Origin of the sequence: Parasaccharibacter sp. TMW2.1890, from assembly GCF_023337645.1 — a bacterium.
GTDB classification, from domain to species: domain Bacteria; phylum Pseudomonadota; class Alphaproteobacteria; order Acetobacterales; family Acetobacteraceae; genus Bombella; species Bombella apis.
Genome location: NZ_NWUV01000003.1, coordinates 227,671 through 247,230, shown reverse-complemented (window position 1 = coordinate 247,230; position 19,560 = coordinate 227,671). Strand labels below are relative to the sequence as shown.

Below are 19,560 nucleotides of genomic sequence, written 5' to 3'. Positions count from 1 at the left end.
CATGATACGCACTGCCCCGTCCTCTACCCTGCGTATGGTCCGCCTCTGCCTTGCCCTGCTCCTCCCTGCCCTTCTGGCAGCCTGCGCCACACGTCCCAGCGGCAACAGCCCGACCATGCCCGTGCTGGAGGAACAGGCAGACTATCAGGCCCATGCCCGCTCGCACTACACACCGCCCGGCCCGCCTGAAGACCCCTGGGGACCTTACATCAATGAAGCATCAAACCGTTTCGATGTGCCTGCTGAATGGATCAGGGCCGTCATGCATCAGGAGTCAGGGGGGCATCTGTATGACCGTTATGGCAACTTCATCACCTCCACGCCCGGCGCCATGGGGCTGATGCAGATCATGCCACCCGCTTATGACGACCTGCGGACCCAGTACAATCTGGGACCTGACCCCTACGACCCGCACGACAACATTCTCGCCGGAACAGCCTATATCCGCCAGATGTATGAAATATACGGCTCTCCCGGCTTTCTGGCTGCCTATAATTATGGCCCGGGCAGTCTGGACCACTACCTCCGCCAGAACAGGGCCCTCCCACGGGAGACGCGCAATTATGTGGCGGCCATTGCCCCCAAGATCATGGGCATCTGGCCGCATCAGCGCTCCCGCAATGACCTCATCGTGGCCCGCCATGACAGGACGGCGCAGGGGCCCGCCCGCATGGATACGGCCACACCTCTGGATGGTGGTGGGAGCTATGACGAAACCACCACGGCCGGACAGGCTGTCCAAACAGCCGAAACACAGGATATCCGGGCCGCATGGGCCGCCCGCGGTTTTTCCTCCCCTCAGCCGCAGCCAGCAGCTCCCATCGCCCGGCCCCATTCGCCTCCACCACGCTCCTTTCCGCCAGAACCACAGAGAAATACGCTGCGCATCCAGTCCATTCCCCTGGCTGATGCCCCAGCCAGACGGAGGGGAGCGACAGACATGCTGGCCGAATCAACCCATGACTGGGCCATCCAGCTGGGGAGCTATGCTGGTGAAAAACAGGCCCTCATGGTTGCCACACAACTACGCCCCCGCATTACCCCCATTGCCGGCGGGGCCTCCGTCCATGTCATGCCCGTTCGTACGGCCAGAGGTACACTCTACCGGGCCCGGCTCATCAACCTGACGCACAGCCAGGCTACCGGGGCGTGCAGGCATCTGCGGGGGACCATAGACTGCCTGACAATTCCCCCCAACGCTCCCTGACCATCATCGGAGGAACACACGGGACATGCCGCACACACCGCACCATGTCGGCACGGCCAGGCCACTCCGGCTCGCTGATGATGTCACCAGCACGGCCCTCCATGCCGGGCCGGGTGACTGTTACCGCTATACGCTCAGGCGTATCTGGAATGAGACAGGGCCCCTCATCATGTGGATCATGATGAATCCCTCTGTCGCCACGGAATATGGAGATGACCGTTCCGTGGCCAAATGCCAGCGTTACAGTCGGCAATGGGGTTATGGCGGCATGTTCGTGGGCAACAGCTTCGCCTATCGCTGCACGGACCAGAAACGCCTTCTCGAAGTTGCCGACCCCGTCGGCCCGGAGACCGACCACTACCTGCTGGACATGGCCGGACAGGCTGAACTCATCGTGCTGGCCTACGGCACCCCGCAGGCCAAGGAGCTGCGCTACCGGGGACCTGAGGTGGCACGGCTGCTGCTCCGGGCTGGTCACAGGGTCACGGCCCTGCGGCTGAGCCGCAAAGGCCATCGCCCCGAACACCCGCTCTATCTCCCGGCGGACCTTACACCCGTCCCCCTGACGGCAGACGATTTCTGATCCACCTCCCACCACGCAGACAGGGCTTTCCCGCAAGGGGAGGCCCGCCCATCTGGCTTCAGACGCTTTCTGCGACCCAATTTTTCTTCTTTGTCTGACGGCCAATGCCGGGATTCAAACAGTTGCAAGGATCGAGCGACCGGTAATGGGCGGCCATGCTCTGCGGAGCATGATAGAGGTGCCCCACATTATGCTCGGCCGGATAACGGGCTCCCCGTTTGTCCAGTATTGGCCACATCATGGTCGTCTCAACTTCCATGGGGTCCACACCAGGCCTGACAACATAATCCTGATGCATGACATGGCAGAGGAAGTGCCCGTAATAGAGCTTCAGCAGCAGCTGGCCGTCCACCTCCGGCGGAAGACGCTCCTGCCACTCCCAGTCATTGCGGCGCAGAGCGACATCCAGTGCCATCATGCCGCCCGTCTTCCTGCCATGAACAGCCACATACCGGTTTGCTGCCCCCGCCGCCGCAAACCGGTGCAGAAAAGCCAGCGTCCCCTCCTGCGCCGTACACTCAAAGAAGGCACCCTCCACCTCCTGCCCTTCGCTAAAGAAGCTCTCCAGCCATGGGCGGACCTGCCGGGCCAGCGTGCCAGATACACGCAGCATGAGGTGATGGTCATATCTCTCGTGATAGGCCCTCATGCGAGCTGGCACCTGCGAGGGCAGGAACCGGCTGCCAGACTGCATGAGCAGGTCGCTCAGCCCGTCCGGTACCCATGAGAAACGCCGGGCGAAGGCATCCACACGAGCCTTCAGACGGAACATGAGCGGCAGATGTTTCGTTCCCAGAAAACGGATCAGCGCCACGGTATCCCGCCCGTATTCATCCGCAATGGCAAAAGCATCCCGATGCATGTATTCACCCGCAACGGGCAGCTCCTCAAACGCCGTCAGAAGATGCCGCCGGACCTTTTCCAACGTATCGGTCCGGTTGGTGCCAAGATAGAAGACGGCCGTATCCTTCGCTGCCGGGAAGGTATCCAGCCGCACGGCAAAGACGATCAGCTTTCCCGCATTACCGGATGCCTCGAACAGACGGCCCGGGTCCGCATTGTAACGCCCCGGGGATGCCTCATCGACCTGGCGGATACGGTTGACGTAATCATCATCATGGGCCTTTCTCGTGCCCGACCAGTCCACATCATCCGGGCTGTAACGACCATGTTCCAGCGCATCCAGCACGGATTCTGCCACAGCTTCATCCGGGAAGCGGATGCCCAGATGATTGACCAGATTCAGCCTGCCCTCGGCATCCACCTGTCCATAGAGGGCCATTTCCGTATAAGCCGGACCACGCTGCACCAAGGCCCCGCCCGAGTTGTTGCTCACCCCCCCGAGGACAGAAGCCCCGATGCAGGAAGACCCGATGACCGAATGGGGTTCCCGCCCCAGCGGAGCCAGTTTTTCTTCCAGCTCGTAAAGATCCGCCCCCGGCAGGCAGACAACCTGTCGGCCTTCTCCCAGAAGCTGGATACCTTTCAGCCTGCGTGTGCTGATGAGAATGATCGGCCTGTCATAATCGTTGCCATCCGGTGTGGAGCCGCCCGTCAGCCCTGTATTGGCCGCCTGCATGAGAATGATGCGCCCTGATTCCACCGCCAGCTTCGAGACACGCCACAGCTCAACCAGAGAACCGGGAATAACGACGGCTTCCACCCGGCCATCACCAAACCGGAACCCCTTGCGGTACCCGTAGGTCGCACTTTCCGAGGTCAGGACATATCTGGTGCCAACAACAGATTTCAACTCGCCAACAAGATCGACCATTCCATCCTCTTTCCGCCCCTTTCCTTCAAGATCAACTCCGGGAAGGAAAGGGCACATCCATGAAACAAGATGTGACATTACCTCTTTCAATGCGATGAAAACCATAGAAAGGCCCTTTGGGCCCCCCTGTTTTCCTGTCAAAGAAATGTGAAATGCCTTTCGGCACCAGTATTACCTGGTCCGCCCGAAAAGTTTCTCCAGCCCGTCCTTGTCCAGCTTCAACCATGTCGGACGGCCATGAGGGCAGGTATTGGCCCGGGGATGCTGTTCCATGCCCCGCAACAGAGCATCCATTTCCTCCTGCTTGAGAATACGGCCGGCACGGATGCTGCCATGACAGGCCATCCGGGCCATGATGGCTTCAAACCGCCCATCCAGACTGTCTGTCTGCCGGGCTGGCAGGTCAGGCATCTGCACGAGTTCATCCGCCACATCCCGCAGAAGGCCCGCCACGTCACTACCGCTCAATGGGGCGGGCAGACTGCGGACCAGAACGCTCCCACTGCCAAAAGATTCTATCTCCAGACCAAAACGGGCCAGCTCCTCCGCACATCGTGACAGCGCCTCGGCCGCCCCATGCGGCAGATCAACCACCTCCGGCATCAGAAGGGCCTGCGCCTGCACGGCCCCTTCAGCAAAACGGGCACGCAGGCGCTCATGGGTCAGACGCTCATGGGCAGCATGCTGGTCTGTCAGGATCAGGTCACCATCCGGGGCAATCGAGAGAATATAGGTGGCATGAATCTGCCCGATCGGCACACCAAGTGGCTGCTCCGGCTGTCTGCCGCCAACAGACGGATGAGGCACCTCCTCCCCTCCGCCATCTTCCACCTGCGCAACCCGGCCTGACGTCACATAACCCTGCTGCGGCTCTGCAAGGCCAGGAGCAGACTGCCGCTCCATCACGGCAGACGAAGCAAAACGGCGAACGGACGTCCCCAGACCAAGATCGGCCGGAGGAACGGCCCGGGCGCCCGTATGATCATATGAATAGGACGTACCCGGCACATTCTGCCCAATGGAAGCTGCCCGGCGGCCAATGATGCCAAGATCGGCCTGTATGCCTCCACCGTCCCCGGCGCTACGGGCCAACGCACGCCCCACAGCCCCGATGACAAAAGCTCTCACCTCGGCCTCATCCGCAAACCGCAGCTCTGTCTTGGCAGGATGGACATTCACATCCACACGATCAAGCGGAAGGCGCAGATGCAGCAGGAGAACAGGGAAACGCCCTTTCTCGATCACGGGCCGATAGGCCACCCGTATGGCAGTCCGCAGGATGGGGTCCATCACAGGGCGATTATTGACCAGCATGAACTGGCCGCTGCCTGTCCGCCTGGTTTCACCCGGACCACAGATATACCCGCCCAGCCGCATGGGGCCACGCTGCTCATCAACCGTCAGAAGGCCATCTTCGGGCACATCAAGAATGCTGGCCACACGGGCACGGACATCCTGCGGCGGCAGATTGAATATCTCCCGCCCATCCATGATGAAACTGATGGCACAATCCGGCGCACTCAACGCCACACGCCGCATGACGGCTTCAGCGTGATTGCCCTCCACTCTGGCTGTCTTGAGAAATTTGCGGCGGGCCGGTGTCGCAAAGAACAGGTCCCGCACCACAACACGGGTCCCCACAGAACCAGCAGAAGGCACCGGCCCGCTGACAACACCCCCCTGCACGGAAAGCTCCCAGGCCGTTTCAGCCGTTTCTGTCCGTGATGTCAGGAAAAGGCGGGCACTGGCCCCGATGGATGGCAGCGCCTCCCCCCGAAACCCCAGTGTTTTTATGGCCGTCAGGTCATCATCCGGCAATTTGGAGGTACAGTGCCGCTCCACCGCCAGGGGCAGCTCCTCGGCTTCCATCCCCCGGCCATTATCCCGGACATCAATCAGCTCACAGCCGCCCCCCCGCAGGGTGACCTCAAGACGGGTCGCCCCGGCATCCAGCGCATTTTCCACCAGTTCCTTGAGCGCCGCCGCCGGGCGCTCCACCACCTCACCAGCGGCAATAAGATCCACAACATGGCTGGAAAGACGGCGGATGACAGGCCTCATCATGACTTCTCCTCAGACAGGAGGCAGAACAGGACGGAACACCAACCGCAAAAGGAGAGCCTGAAAGCTCTTATTTGCCACCCTTCCGCAGGGTCGGCGTGGCGCCTTCAGCAAAGCTCTGCCCCAGGGCCGCATTCTTCTGGATGCGGCGATTTTCCGCTTCGCCATCCACGACATTGCCAGCCCGGCCACCCCGCCAGAAAAGAAGACTGTCCACAAATCCAGCATCAGCATCGCCAAGTTCGGCATTGTTCGGACCACGGGCCGCCGATGTGGCCCGCTGGACAAGGGCCTCCTGCCCGACGCTCTCCGTCCCCTCATTGGGGTGAAGAGCGACATCCGGGGCGAGCGTCTCCAGCGCCTGCATACGGGGACTTTCATCCGGGCGGTTGGCACTGGCTGCCCCCGGAAGGGCCAGTTTCTCCGAGGGTGGCATGGAGAGTGGCGCACGGGTCGTCACGGCGTATTCATCCGGCAGGCTGCGCTGAAGGCCGAAGCCACGCGCCACATCACTGCCAGAGCACCCAGCCAACGCCAGCCCGAACGTGGCCAGAGCACCCAACCGGACTCCGTGACGTATAACTGAAGGAGCAAAAAGCCGCATGACAGGTTCCCGCACTGCACTCACAAAAAGATGCCCAATCCTATAGGGCCTGCCTGCAATGGGCAAGCCGGTTGTCACTTCAGCCATTCCGGCTCCGCCGCTCCGCCAGAAAGGAGTCCAGCAGCCACAGGCCAACACCACAGACAATGCCGGAATCCGCAATGTTGAAAACATACCAGGACCATCCCCCGACATGAAAATGCAGGAAATCCACTACAGCCCCGTAATGAAGACGGTCTATCACATTGCCAATGGCGCCCCCGATGATTCCGCCGCAGGCAAGACTGACCAGCCGACGGCGTGACCGCAGAAGAACGACCAGAAGCCCCAACACTGCCAGCAGGGAGATGGCAATGAACAGCCAGCGTCCGTGCCCGCCGAACATGCCGAACGTCACGGCGTGATTCCATACCATCGTGAAGCTGAGGCAGGGCATGACATCCATGGTCCCCCGTGCCGGCAGGTTCAGCCCGTAGAGAATCCATGCCTTGCTCGCTTGGTCCACGAACAGGACAGCAAGAGCCGTTACCAACCCGACCAGCCGCCACCGTGGCGACCCCGATACAGGGGCCGGGGATGCGCCGCTCCCTGTACCTTCAGCCCGGGCCGACCTCATGCACTCACCGCACCAAAACAGCGCAGGCAGAGATGGCTGTGGTCCTCATTCTGCCCGACATCAGGCAGGACACGCCAGCAACGGGCACATTTCTGCCCGTCCGCACGGCTGACCCTCACCTCATCCTCGGCCTGACCCGGCTGCACATGGACCTCGGACGCCAGGCAAAGCTCCGCCCAGTCGATCCCTTCGGACACGACCTGCTCATCGGCCGTCAGGGGCAGATGGACCTGGGCCTCCAGCGAGGAGCCGATCAACCCTTCCCGACGGGCGACTTCCAGAGCCGTGGTGACACGGCGGCGGACCTGACGCAGGGTCTCCCACCGTCCGGCCAGTTCAGGATCATGCCAGCCTTCTTCCGGCACGAAGAAGCGCTCCAGATGCACGCTGCCTTCCTGCCCGAAACGGGCCTGCCACGACTCTTCCGCCGTGAAGACCAGAGCCGGGGCCAGCCACGTCGTCAGGGCACGGTGCAGCACGTCCAGCACGGTGCGGGCCGCCCGGCGTGCATGGGAGTCCGTTGGATCGCAATAGAGGACGTCCTTGCGGATGTCGAAATAGAAGGCCGACAGCTCATTGTTGCAGAAATTGTGCAGCAGCGGATAGACGCCGTTCCACTGATGGGTCTTCACCGCCTCCTGCACACGCTGGTACAGCTCGTACAGACGGTGCAGAATGTACTGCTCCAGCAGCGGCAGGGCCTTGCGGGCCTTCACCGTTGCCTTGTGGCGGAGGGCACGGGCCGCCTCGTCCGGGACCAGCCTGTCCAGCATCACGTCCACCGGGGCGGACACGTCATCCCAGCCCAGCGGCAGGGCCTCGGCCTGCGTGAAGCCATCCAGTGCCCCCAGCAGCCAGCGCAGCGTGTTCCGCACACGGCGGTACAGCTCGCCCTGCTGCTTGAGAATCTCCTGACTGATGCGGAGGTCCTCATTGGTATCAGAGTTCAGGACCCACAGGCGCAGCACGTCCGCACCCAGCGTCTTCGTCACGTCATCAGGCACGATGGTGTTGCCGAGGGACTTGGACATCTTGCGCCCCTGCCCGTCCAGCACGAACCCGTTCGTCACGACCGTCCTGTAGGACGCCACGCCTTCGGCCCCCACGCTTTCCAGCAGGGAGGACTGGAACCAGCCGCGATGCTGGTCGGAGCCTTCCAGATACAGGTCAGCCGGGTAATTCACGCCCTCCTGATGCAGGACGAAACGGTGGCTGCATCCGCTCTCGAACCAGACGTCAACAATGTCGAAAACCTGATCATAGTCTTCCGGATTGCGGCCTTCACCGAGATAGACGGCAGGGTCCGTGTCATACCAGGCATCCGCCCCACGCTCCCGGAAGCTCTGCACGATGCGGGACATCACATCGGCATCCCGCAGCACCTCACCGGTGCGTTTCTCCACGAACACGGCGATCGGCACGCCCCAGGACCGCTGGCGGGAGATGCACCAGTCCGGCCGCTGCTCGATCATGCTCGTCAGGCGGCGGCGGGAGCTGGCCGGTACGAAGCTGATGTCATCAAGGGCCTTCAGGGCACGCTCACGCAGGCCGGGGCCACCCTCATCCCCTTCACGGGGCTCCATGGCGATGAACCACTGCGGCGTGGCCCGGAAAATCACCGGCTTCTTGGACCGCCACGAATGGGGATAGGAATGGACGATCTCCGCCCGTGCCATAAGGCCACGGGCCGGGGCACCGTCCTGCCGGGCCTGATCCCGCACCTGTGTCAGCAGATCACATACGGGCTGCGTGGCCTTGAAGACATGAACACCCCCAAGCTCCGGCATCCAGTCCACATAGGTTCCGTTGTCGCAGACCTCTTCCGTCACTTCCACGCCGTGGGCACGGCAGAGCATGAAGTCGTCATGACCATGCGCCGGGGCCATGTGCACCAGACCAGTACCGGCATCCGTCGTGACGAAATCACCAAGCAGCAGCGGCACGTCATAATCAAACCCACGCCCCCGCAGCGGATGGGCGAACACGGCTCCTTCCAGCGCACGGCCGGGAAGGGTGTGAAGGACCTCATGCCCGGTAACGCCTGCGCCGGAGAGGAAGTCTTCCAGACGGTCCACGGCCACGATCAGCTTCGCCCCGACCGGCACGAGACTGTCCTCGGCCACGCCGGTGACATGGATGACCGTGTAGGTGATATCCGGCCCGGCAGCGAGTGCCCGGTTGACGGGGATCGTCCACGGGGTCGTGGTCCAGATCACGGCCGAGGCACCGGAGAGCAGCTGCCCTTCCGTCGGGTCCTTCACATTGGGGAAAGCCACGAACAGGGTCGTGGAGGTGATGTCGTGATATTCGACTTCCGCCTCGGCCAGGGCCGTCTTCTCGACCGGGCTCCACATCACGGGGCGCAACCCACGATAGAGACGGCCATTGAGAAGGAACTTGCCGATTTCCTCGGCAATCTGCGCCTCGGAGGCGAAGTCCATCGTCACGTAGCGGTTGTCCCACTCCGCCTGGATGCCCAGACGCTTGAAGTCCTCCCGCTGGGCCTCCACCCACTTTGCGGCATATTCCCGACATTCCGCACGGAACTGGAGAACCGGCACGGCATCCTTGTCCTTGCCCTTCCGGCGATATTCCTCCTCGACCTTCCACTCGATCGGCAGGCCGTGGCAGTCCCATCCCGGCATGTAGCGCACCTGCGCCCCATTCATGCGCTGGGCACGGTTGATGACGTCCTTCATCACCTTGTTGAGGGCATGGCCGATATGGATATGCCCGTTGGCATAGGGCGGGCCATCATGCAGCGTGAAGATGCTGTCCGCCCGACGCCCGGCCTCCGCTATCTGGCCATCCAGCCCCGTCTCCGCCCAATGGGCCAGCATGTCCGGCTCCCGCTTTGGCAGGTTGCCCCGCATGGGGAAAGACGTCTTGGGCAGGAAGACCGTTCCCCGGTAACGCTCCTGCTGCTCACGGAAAACGGTATCGGTCTTTTCTACAGGCTCAGACATGGAATAGGTGCGCCAGCTCTCAGTACGGGATAAAAATAACTGTACTTATGGAGAGAGCCTGCCGTCCCGGTCAACCCCCTGTCTTGCCGAGCACCTGCTTCGCCTGTGCGGCATCTGCCGCAATATGGGCCTTCAGCTCATCAAGGGAGGAAAAGCGTTTCTCGTCCCGGAGCAGAGCAACCAGCTCCACCCCCAGAATCTGGCCGTACAGGTCCTCATCCACATCGAAAAGATGAGCCTCCAGCCGGCTCTCCCGCCCGTCATTGATGGTCGGGCGGCGGCCAAGATTGGCAACGCCGGGCACGAGCCGACCGTCCGGCATCTGCACCCTCACGGCATAGACACCCCTGGCAGGCTCCAGATGCTCCTTCAGCGCAATGTTGGCTGTCGGGAACCCCAGAAGGCGCCCCCGCTGATCCCCCTGGACCACCTCTCCCGTGATGGCCCAGTTGCGCCCCAGAAGCTCCGCTGCCTTCTCGGGATAACCCTCCTGAAGGAGACGGCGTATCCGGCTGGAAGACACCGGCCCTGCCACATCCGCCAGCTGCGGGACGATACTGACGCCCACGCCATGCTCCACCAGAAGCTGCTCCAGAAACGTGACATCACCCTCCCGCCGGTGCCCGAAGGCGAAGTCCGCCCCACAGGCCACATGAGCCACATGCAGCCCCTCGATCAGCACATCCCGCACGAAGGCCTCGGCACCCAGATGGGAAAAAGCCTCATCAAACTCTGCCTGCACGATGCAGCTTACGCCCTGTTCCTTCAGGGCGGCGGCACGCACCTCCGGCCGCATGAGACGGAAGGGTGGGTCCTGCGGACGGAAAAAAGACCGTGGATGTGGCTCGAAGGTCAGCACCCCCAACCGACAGCCGGGGCGAGCCATCTTCAGGCTCTGAAGCAAATGGACATGACCTCGATGCACGCCATCAAAATTGCCCAGAGCCACGGCCGCACCCCAGCAGGAGCGGGGCACGGCCCGCCAGTCTGTGCAGAAAGTCATATGGGTATCATCGGGTCTTCAGGTGCCGGAACTGTTCCGCAGAGCGGGATCAGCGGGAACGGTGGCTTTCATCATCAGCCATACGGGCATCCGGCTGCTGATGGGGCGCTGCCGTACCCTGCTGGGGCTGGGGCGGAGACAGACGTTCGTCGGCCTGCTGCGAGGCGGCGGTTCCCTCCCGGTCATCCTCGGCCATGCCCTTCTTGAAGGATTTGATCCCCTTGGCGAAATCGCCCATCAGGCTGCTGATCTTGCCGCCACCACCGAACAGCACCAGTACAATAACGGCAAGGATTATCCAGTGAATCGGACTCATGCTGCCCATAGGACCATACTCCCTGATAAGGTTGAGGCGTCCCTCATGTGGCAGGGGCGTACTGATTGTGCAACCCCCGGCCCATGGGCCCACCCATGTCGTGAAGGCATCCTAGCGCATTGGCAGGATAAAACCATAGGTGGGATATGCACGCCTGCCCATACTTCCTGCCGGGGCCCACCAGACCCGGACCAACGACCAGTCCCCCCTTGGGGAGATGTCCTCCACCGGCACACTGTGCTCAATACGCCCGCCAACCCAGTTGGCATGATCCACTTCAATCCGCCGCCTCGTCCGCAGGCGCCGCACGACCGACACATGCCCATCCGGAATACGGGAGCTTGCCCGGAACACCAGCACACTCCCCGGCTGTGGCCTGTGGCTACGCTGGTAATGGCCCCGGGCTTCCCACCACCAGCTGGCAGCCCGCCCCCGCAGGTTGACCCCACTCACCTGCCGCGCATAAGGCGCACACTGCACCGGCCCATGATAGGACCCGACCGAGCTGCATGCTCCGAGAGTGAGGCAGACACACAGGGCCAGCACCTCCTTCCGGCGGTCCCACATCTGCCATCCCTGCATGACAGCCCCGCTTTTCTGCATGGTCCACCTCACGCTCTGCCCATTCTCGCCAGACATCAGCCTAACCGGACATTGAGGCTGAATCTGGTTCCTGCCCAACGGAACATCACAGGGACCGGAATCCGATAATCAGATCTTCCGCATCCTCCCTGTCCATTCCAAGCGCCTTCTCCGCAACATCCTGCGAAAAACCGTTGCGGGCAAAAATGGCCAGTACCTTCATGTGTTCCTTCTCCGGCCTGTCGGGCCTGTGGAATGGCCCGACCGCCCTTTTGCGAGCCAGGATGAGTGCGGCGGCCAGTTCGGCCTGATGGGCCTGCTCCTCCCCTGCCTCTCCCAGGCTCTCATCCACCGCCTGCCGGACCGTCTCACCATCAACGCCCCTTGCCTGAAGATGGGCCTGCACAGCTCGGCGGGACCGCCCGGCACGAGCCAGATTGCGGGACCTGGAACGGGAAAAGGCCGCATCATCCACAGCTCCGAGGCGCCCCATCTCCTCCACGATCTGGTCGATAACCGGCAGGCAGACGGCCTCATGTGCAGCGACCTCCTCGGCAAACATGCCAGCCCGGGCAGCCCGTACCCCCCAGCGGCGAACACGCCGCTGCAACATCTGCCGCAAGCTTTGCCGGGTCGTGGCAAAGCGGGCCAGATGGGCCAGAGCTGCGTCTTTCAGGCTCTGATAATCTGGTGAAGGTGGGATAACATCCATGCGATCAGTCCATAACTTGCTCTTGCCCTGCCCGTCCAAAATCTTCATCACTGGTAACAGGCCTCTCCATAGTACCCGCCAGTGAGTTCTCATGCACGCACAACACTCCATCCTGCCCCGGACCGGGCGCCTGAAGGAAGAAATGCACGCCACGGCCACCCGTTATCCCGGCCCCGGTGGAGCTGTTGCCGTCCTGCATGAGGGGGAAGTGATCGCCCGGCACTGCTGGGGCTATGCCTCGCTGGAACGCCGCCTGCCTTTCACGCCCGCAAGCCTGTTCCGCATCTGTTCCATCACCAAGCAGTTCACCTGCACCACCCTGCTGGACCGTTACGAAAACCCGGAAACCCTGGCCCCATACATCCACAGGCGGCTGCCCCGGCTCCGCTCCGACCCGCCCACTGTCACACAGCTGGCTCACAACCAGTCCGGCCTGCGGGATTACTGGGCCGTGGCCATGCTGCATGGTGCCGCCATTGAAGGCACATTCAGCCCGGCGGATTCCGACAGGGTCATCACCGGGACACGGTCCCTCCAGTTTCTTCCCGGCACATCCTATTCCTACGTCAACCAGAATTTCCGTCTGATTTCCGAGGCGATGGAAGAAGAAAGCGGGCTGAGCTTTGCCGAGCTGCTCCAGCAGCATGTTTTCGACAGGGTCGGCATGAGGCGGGCCATCCTGGCGGCGGAAACCAGCGCCCTGCCCGATGGCACAACCGGCTATGAGGGGACACAGGAGGGCGGCTACTGGCCCGCCCGCAATCACATCTACTGGACAGGGGATGCCGGGATGGCAGCCTCGCTGGATGACATGATCGCCTGGGAACGTTTCATCGACCAGCAGCGTGATGACCCCGAAGGCCTCTATAACCGCATGAGCCGCCCCGTCCTGTTCGATAACGGGCACAAGGCGCCTTACGGCTTCGGGCTGCAGCATGGCACCATCGCAGGCCATGAGATCACAGCCCATGGCGGCGCCCTGCGGGGCTGGCGGTCCCACCGGCTGCACTGTGCCGCCTTGCGCCTCTCTGTCGTGGTCCTCTTCAACCACATGTCCCCGGCCCAGCAGGCCGCCGCCAACCTGTTCCGGGCCTTTCTGGGAGAAGAGGGAAAACCGGCTGCCCGACAGGCCCCCTCTGGCAGACAGGCTCCCCATGCACTGGAGGGCCTCTGGCTGGATGAGGAAACCGGCCTCTCCGCCCGCATCACCGCAGCAGCACCGGGCAAGCTTCAGCTCCGCTACCTCATGCTGCCGGAAACGCTGGACATCATCTCCCCCCAGCTTGCCGAGGCCGGGAACCTCCGTGTGCGGCATATACAGGGCGAACACATGCAGGCCAGCACACAGGAAATCCCCACGCCCCACATCATCATGGAACGGCCAGGGGAGAACCGGCATGCCCTGCTCCGCCCCTACCCTGCCAGCCCCCAGCCCGACCCGGAAGAACTTGCCGGAGACTATGAATGTGAGGAGCTGGACGGCTCCCGTTTCACCATCACCAGCCAGAGCGGGCTGCTGCATGGCGGGTTCTCCGGTTTTCTAGGAACAGGGCGGATGGAACGGCTGACCGGACTGGGACCGGACCTGTGGGCCTTCCCCTGCCCCCGGGCTCTGGATCACACCCCGCCCGGCGACTGGACCCTCCACTTCGAACGGCGGAACGGGCGCCTCCACCAGCTGCGTGTCAGCTGCTGGCTGGCACGGAATCTCATCTATCGGCGGCTGCCGGACTGAAGGCCATGCGTCCGGCTGCAAAGCCCTCCATGGCCTGCCTGCAAAACAGGGTTTGACGATTCCCCGTTCTGCAAGCAGTATGGTCGGGCAGCTCCCCCTGATCTGAAAACCGGACAGGGGTATTTTCCGTTGGAGGCATGGAACTGATGCGCCACCGGATACGGGCTGTATGTCGTTGATTTTTCAGACCGGGAACGCGTCCACCATGATCGCCTCCATCATGCCGAACTACAAACGCTTTGACCTTGCCTTTGAGCATGGCGAAGGCCTCTGGCTCACCGGCACGGATGGACGACGCTATCTGGACTTCGGAGCTGGCATTGCCGTGTCCTCCCTTGGCCACAGCCACCCGGCCCTCGTGAAGGCCATCACCGAACAGGCCAGCAAAGTCATCCACGTCTCAAACCTCTATCAGGTTCCACAGGCCAGGGCCCTGGCGGACATGCTGGTGGCGAACAGCTTTGCGGATTCAGTCCTCTTCTGCAATTCCGGTGCGGAGGCCAATGAGGGCCTCATCAAACTGATCCGGCGGGCCCAGTACAAAAATGGTCACCCTGAACGCACACGCATCATCTGTTTCAACAATGCCTTTCATGGACGGACACTGGCCACCATTTCCGCAACCGGCAACCCGGCCTATCTGGAAGGGTTCGGCACACCGGTGGAAGGGTTCGACCATGTGCCCTTCAACGACCTCAACGCCGTCCGGGCCGCCGTGACAGACCAGACAGCCGGCATCCTACTGGAACCCGTGCAGGGGGAAAGTGGCATCCGGGCAGCAGACCATGAATTCCTGCAGGGCCTCCGTGCCCTGTGCGATGAGAAAGGCCTCTATCTGGGCATTGATGAGGTACAGAGCGGCATGGGCCGTACCGGTACGCTCTTCGCCTTCGAGCAGGCAGGCATCACACCGGATGTCGTGTCCTCCGCCAAAGGCATTGGCGGGGGCGTACCGCTCGGGGCTGTACTGGCCCGTGAAGACTTGGCCCAGCACCTCACACCCGGCACGCATGGCACCACTTATGGCGGCAACCCACTGGCCTGCTCGGCCGGGCTGGCCGTGCTGAAAGAGATTCTGTCACCCGGCTTTCTGGAGCATGTCCGCAAGACCGGTGCCGCCTTTGGCACAATGCTTGAAGCCTGCGTGAGGGAATATCCCACCATTTTCGAGGAAGTCCGTGGTGTCGGACTGATGCGGGGCCTGCGCTGCCGCATCCCTGTCGGGGATGTTCTGGCCGCTGTCATGGCCGAGGGCCTTCTGGCCATAGGCGCAGGGGACAACGTGCTGCGTCTGGTTCCGCCCCTCATTGCAACCGAGGCTGACTGTCAGGAAGCCTGCACCCGCATCGGGCGTGCTGCTCACGCCCTTGCCAACAAGTAAGGAGACACCTGCGTGAGTACCACCAAGGCCTCATCGCCCCGTCACTTCCTAGACATCAAGGACCACTCCACCGAGACACTGCGGCACATCCTCACGCTCGCCGCACGGGTCAAGGCTCTCCAGCAGGGGCGCAGACATCCGCTCTGCCCCGGCCAGCCACTGGCCGGCCGTGCGCTGGGGCTGATGATGTCCCGCCCCTCCACCCGCACCCGTGTCTCCTTTGAAGTCGGGATGAAACAGCTTGGCGGGACCGTCAACGTGCTGGCTCCATCCGACATGCAACTGGGGCGTGGAGAAAGCATTGCCGATACGGCCCGTGTCCTCTCCCGTTTTCTGGATGTCGTCGTGCTGCGCACGGGCAAGGATGCCAACCTGCGTGAGCTGGCCCGCTGGAGCAGCGTGCCGGTCATCAACGGGCTGACACCGATCTCCCACCCTGTACAGATTCTGGCCGACATCCTTACCTTTGAGGAACACAGGGGGCCGATCACCGGCAAAAAACTGGCCTGGATCGGCGATGGCAACAATGTTGCCACCTCCATGATCGAGGCCGCAGCCCGACTGGGCTTCACCCTGCATCTGGCCACACCGGAAGGGGAGTTCACCCCGTCCGAAACCGCAGTGCAATGGGCCCGGGACAATGGCGGTGACATCCGCCTGACGCATGACCCCAAGGAGGCCGCAGCAGGAGCGGATGCCGTCATCACGGACACATGGGTCAGCATGGGGGATGAAGATGCGGAAAAACGCCTCAGGCTGTTCCGCCCTTACCATGTGGATGAAACCCTCATGGCGCTGGCCTCACCCCAGGCCCTGTTCATGCACTGCCTGCCTGCCCATATAGGGGAAGAAGTCAGCAAGGCCGTGTTCGAAAGCCCGGCCTCCATCGTGTTTGATGAAGCCGAAAACCGCCTGCATGCCCAGAAAGGGCTTCTGCTCTGGTGCATGGAGAAGGATGATCTTTCGGCCTATCAGGGCTAGACCCTTCCGCCTGATGCCTGCCCCGGAAGGGGTAGGGCATCAGGCCAGGCAGGCCCGACAGAGAGGATTGTGACCCCGGTGACAGAAACCACCACGCCCGCAGCAACGCCCCGCCCGCATGATGTCCCCGACCTCACGGTCGCCCATGCCATCACACCGTTCCATCTTGGCCATGTGCCAGTACGGGGGCGGCTGATCACACTTGGCCCGCTGGCCGGGGCCATCCTCTCCCGCCATGATGAACTGCCAGAACCGGTCCGCCTCCTTGGCGGACAGGCGCTCGCCCTCGTGGCAGCCATGGCGACGGCCCTCAAATTCAAAGGGTCCTTCTCCCTTCAGGTCAAAGGAGACGGACCTGTTTCCCTGTTCCTTGCAGACTGCACCGATACAGGCGAACTGCGCTTTACCGCCCGCATGGCTGAAGATTACACCCTCCCCCTGCCGGAAGATGCTTCCGGACTGCTGGGCAAGGGCTATATGGCCTTTACCGTGGATCAGGGGCCGGATACCGACCGTTATCAAGGCATTGTCGGGCTCGAAGGCCCCACTCTGGCTGACATGGCCGAACATTATTTCCAGACCAGTGAGCAGCATGACTGCGCCATCCACCTCTTCTCCCGCCATACGGAATCGGGCTGGCAGGCCGGAGCCCTGGTACTGGAACGCCTGCCAGACAGCACCCCGATTGCGGGCAATGATGACCACAGACCAGCCGATGCCACCATCCAGGACCTGTGGGAAACGGCCTGCACCTTTGGCCAGACCCTGACGGCAGAGGAGCTCTTCAACCCACAGCTCTCCCCCGGGGCGCTCATCAACCGTCTCTTCGGCACGCTGGATGTGGAGCTGGCCCCGGCCAGGCCTCTCTCCTTCGGCTGCCGGTGCAGCCGGGCCCGCCTCCAGGGTGTGCTGGAACGTTTCAGCGGGGAGGACCTCGACCACATGGCACAGGATGGCGTGATCTCCATGGAATGCCATTTCTGCAACACGGCTTTCACCTTCACCCGTGAAAGCCTGCCCGATGGCCAGAAAAACGGTGATGCTGGAGCGCCATGACAGCAGGGCTTCCAGTACCTCTCCAGCGGGACGGACAGCCCGTCGAACGGCTCTATCCGGGCTGGCAGTGCAACGGGCGTCATCCGGCCCCTGCCGGGATGGAGGTCCTGAGTCTCCAGCACAGGCACACAGGGCAGGAAGCCTGCTGGTGGCTCACACCTGAAGGGGATATCCTCGCCTGCCACGCCCTGGCGCTGGACAAACACTGGAGCCAGAAGATCAGGGAGGCCGTTGCCCCCGCCCTACAGCAACTCAGCACGACGCTGCTGGGCCGGGTAACGCCTCTGCCAGCCGAGGCCTGCTTCCCGCATGAGGCCATGGCCCCACTCACCAACCTGCCGCACACGGCCCGCCTCCAGCTGCTCGGCCTCTGGTTCCGCTCTGTCAGCAGGTCGCTTCTTGTCCTGTCTCCCGCCACACTGCTGGATGGTGAAGAGACCTCACTGGAGCTGGAGGCAGCGGATGCAACTGGCCAGCCCTTTGCGCCCCGGTTCATCCGGGCCATGCTGGAGACACGGCCCGCCGGCCCCCACACGCTGGCCTGCTCCCCTTTCAGTGGCCGCATCATCCGGGCCGAACTGACCATGCCGACAGACAGAGGTGTGGCCTGCCGCTTCAGTGACGAAAGAAACGGAGAAACCTTCTACCTCTTCTGGCCCGGCCCGGCAGGGCAGATAGACCCGCAAACAGCACAGCAGCCCCTTTTTTACCACCCGCAGGGTGAACTCCTGCTGGGAGATGGGCCGCTTACGCCACTGGTCCCCATCTTTCTCCTCTCATGGTTCATCAGCAACCCCAACTGCATTGAGGAACTGAAACATGCCCACCCCTTCCGGCTGGAAGATTATGGCGTGGGCAAGGCCTCGGCCCTGTGGAAGGACATCGCCCTGTCACCTTCGTCCTCCCAGACCGATACACAGGCCACCACACAGGAAGAGACTGGACAAAACCGGACATCTTTTCCATTTTCTTCCAGACACTGGGGGCAGTCTTTCTTTTTTGAGGCCGGTCGGACAGCAGGCCTGCCCGACCGGGACCGGCTCACCCCGCAGGACCACGAAAAAACAACAGGCGCCGGACATGAAAACCATGACGAACCATAGTGCCAGAACGCCTCATCTGGTCAGCCGCATGAAGCTGCGTTCCTCTCTCTTCAGCCTGGGAATGGGCTGTGCGCTGGCTCTGCTGGCAGGCTGTGCCTCCGGCGGTTCCGGAGAGGAAACATTCCCGTCACCGGATTACAGCTACCTGCCCCCCCTCAACCTGAATGTCAGCCAGGTTGATGTCAGCAACCAGGTCCAGCCCGACAGTGACGCCCTGTCCTCCCACAGCCCGACCAACCCCGCCGACGCTCTGGCCCTTATGGGGCGCCAGCGCCTGCACGCCATGGGGGCATCCGGTACAGCCAGCTTCACCATCACGAAAGCGGAGATGAGCAAGGCCCCGCACCATGCCCTCAGCGGGAGTTATACAGTCCAGCTGAACCTGAATGACGCCGCCAGCCATCACCACGGCTTCATCACGGCGCATGTCCAGCGCACGATTGATGCCCCGGGCAAGCTCGGGCTGGAGCACAACCTCCATACGCTCAACACGCAGCTCATGGATGACATGAATGTCGAGCTGGAATACCAGGTTCGCAGCCATCTGGCCTCATGGCTGACGGACGCAACAGGCACACCGCTGAATGCCGCCACCATCCAGAGCCAGGAGCTGAGCAGCACGGATCTGTCCGGCACACCCCCGGCTGCACCGCAGCCCCCGGCCAGCACGGTCGTGACCGGTGCCACCGCAACGGCAGACCGGGCCGTTGGCAATACTGCCAGCACTGCCGGCAGCTGGCAGAAACCGGCTGATACGGAAACAGGCCAGGCACCTTCCGCAGGCCGCATCCATTCTCCCCAGCCCCACATGCTCACCCTGCCCCAATAACGGACCTGGGCGCCCAATGCGGGAAAAAAGGCGGAAGAAAGCAGGCATGAC

General features: G+C 62.6%; 17 protein-coding genes. 8 read left to right on the top strand and 9 right to left on the bottom strand.

The annotated features are described in order from the left end of the window. Window position 1: 1 nt before the first annotated feature. Complete coding sequence (locus CPA54_RS07715) at window positions 2-1,207, top strand: transglycosylase SLT domain-containing protein (RefSeq protein ID WP_052348959.1); 1,206 nt, start codon at window positions 2-4, stop codon at window positions 1,205-1,207. 25 nt (window positions 1,208-1,232) lie between these two features. Continuing rightward, window positions 1,233-1,790, top strand: coding sequence for a DUF1643 domain-containing protein (locus tag CPA54_RS07710; RefSeq protein ID WP_249086015.1), 558 nt, complete (start codon window positions 1,233-1,235; stop codon window positions 1,788-1,790). A gap of 58 nt (window positions 1,791-1,848) precedes the next feature. Here the strand turns inward: CPA54_RS07710 and dld are convergent, their stop codons facing one another. The 9 genes from dld to CPA54_RS07665 form a co-directional block, all read right to left on the bottom strand. Then, a complete protein-coding gene (gene dld / locus CPA54_RS07705; RefSeq protein WP_249086013.1) occupies window positions 1,849-3,564 on the bottom strand; it encodes a D-lactate dehydrogenase in 1,716 nt (571 codons plus the stop codon). Window positions 3,565-3,735: 171 nt separating this feature from the next. Then, a complete protein-coding gene (mutL, locus tag CPA54_RS07700; protein ID WP_249079886.1) occupies window positions 3,736-5,628 on the bottom strand; it encodes a DNA mismatch repair endonuclease MutL in 1,893 nt (630 codons plus the stop codon). A gap of 67 nt (window positions 5,629-5,695) precedes the next feature. Beyond that, on the bottom strand, window positions 5,696-6,253 hold the full coding sequence (locus CPA54_RS07695) for a DUF3035 domain-containing protein (protein ID WP_373364572.1): 558 nt from the start codon (window positions 6,251-6,253) through the stop codon (window positions 5,696-5,698). Window positions 6,254-6,308: 55 nt separating this feature from the next. Continuing rightward, on the bottom strand, window positions 6,309-6,845 hold the full coding sequence (gene lspA / locus CPA54_RS07690) for a signal peptidase II (protein ID WP_086431551.1): 537 nt from the start codon (window positions 6,843-6,845) through the stop codon (window positions 6,309-6,311). Next, on the bottom strand, window positions 6,842-9,811 hold the full coding sequence (gene ileS / locus CPA54_RS07685; RefSeq protein ID WP_081562908.1) for an isoleucine--tRNA ligase: 2,970 nt from the start codon (window positions 9,809-9,811) through the stop codon (window positions 6,842-6,844). The genes lspA and ileS overlap by 4 nt, the downstream gene beginning before the upstream one ends. Window positions 9,812-9,881: 70 nt before the next feature. After that, window positions 9,882-10,814, bottom strand: a complete 933-nt coding sequence (locus CPA54_RS07680) for a bifunctional riboflavin kinase/FAD synthetase (RefSeq protein WP_043558939.1) — start codon at window positions 10,812-10,814, stop codon at window positions 9,882-9,884. A 49-nt stretch (window positions 10,815-10,863) separates the two neighbouring features. After that, complete coding sequence (locus tag CPA54_RS07675) at window positions 10,864-11,139, bottom strand: twin-arginine translocase TatA/TatE family subunit (RefSeq protein ID WP_249086011.1); 276 nt, start codon at window positions 11,137-11,139, stop codon at window positions 10,864-10,866. Window positions 11,140-11,241: 102 nt separating this feature from the next. Beyond that, window positions 11,242-11,697: a CHAP domain-containing protein gene (locus CPA54_RS07670; protein ID WP_043559339.1), complete on the bottom strand. Its 456-nt coding sequence runs from the start codon at window positions 11,695-11,697 to the stop codon at window positions 11,242-11,244. Between the two features lie 121 nt (window positions 11,698-11,818). Further along, window positions 11,819-12,424, bottom strand: coding sequence for a regulatory protein RecX (locus CPA54_RS07665; RefSeq protein WP_043558945.1), 606 nt, complete (start codon window positions 12,422-12,424; stop codon window positions 11,819-11,821). Window positions 12,425-12,515: 91 nt separating this feature from the next. On the opposite strand from CPA54_RS07665, the gene CPA54_RS07660 reads away from it, so the two are divergent. From CPA54_RS07660 to CPA54_RS07635, 6 genes are all read left to right on the top strand, one after another. Further along, window positions 12,516-14,159: a D-aminopeptidase gene (locus CPA54_RS07660; RefSeq protein ID WP_249086009.1), complete on the top strand. Its 1,644-nt coding sequence runs from the start codon at window positions 12,516-12,518 to the stop codon at window positions 14,157-14,159. A 205-nt stretch (window positions 14,160-14,364) separates the two neighbouring features. Further along, window positions 14,365-15,540 (top strand): aspartate aminotransferase family protein, encoded by a 1,176-nt coding sequence (locus CPA54_RS07655; RefSeq protein WP_043559342.1) that lies wholly within the window; start codon window positions 14,365-14,367, stop codon window positions 15,538-15,540. Window positions 15,541-15,552: 12 nt separating this feature from the next. Beyond that, window positions 15,553-16,521, top strand: a complete 969-nt coding sequence (gene argF, locus CPA54_RS07650) for an ornithine carbamoyltransferase (RefSeq protein ID WP_192848726.1) — start codon at window positions 15,553-15,555, stop codon at window positions 16,519-16,521. 78 nt (window positions 16,522-16,599) lie between these two features. Then, window positions 16,600-17,577 carry an Hsp33 family molecular chaperone HslO gene (locus CPA54_RS07645; RefSeq protein WP_248461115.1) on the top strand — a complete coding sequence of 326 codons (978 nt, stop codon included), beginning with the start codon at window positions 16,600-16,602 and terminating at the stop codon, window positions 17,575-17,577. Further along, complete coding sequence (locus CPA54_RS07640; RefSeq protein WP_081562913.1) at window positions 17,574-18,680, top strand: hypothetical protein; 1,107 nt, start codon at window positions 17,574-17,576, stop codon at window positions 18,678-18,680. Before CPA54_RS07645 ends, CPA54_RS07640 begins: the two co-directional genes overlap by 4 nt. Further along, a complete protein-coding gene (locus tag CPA54_RS07635) occupies window positions 18,667-19,509 on the top strand; it encodes a hypothetical protein (protein ID WP_249086007.1) in 843 nt (280 codons plus the stop codon). The genes CPA54_RS07640 and CPA54_RS07635 overlap by 14 nt, the downstream gene beginning before the upstream one ends. The last annotated feature ends 51 nt before the right edge of the window (window positions 19,510-19,560 follow it).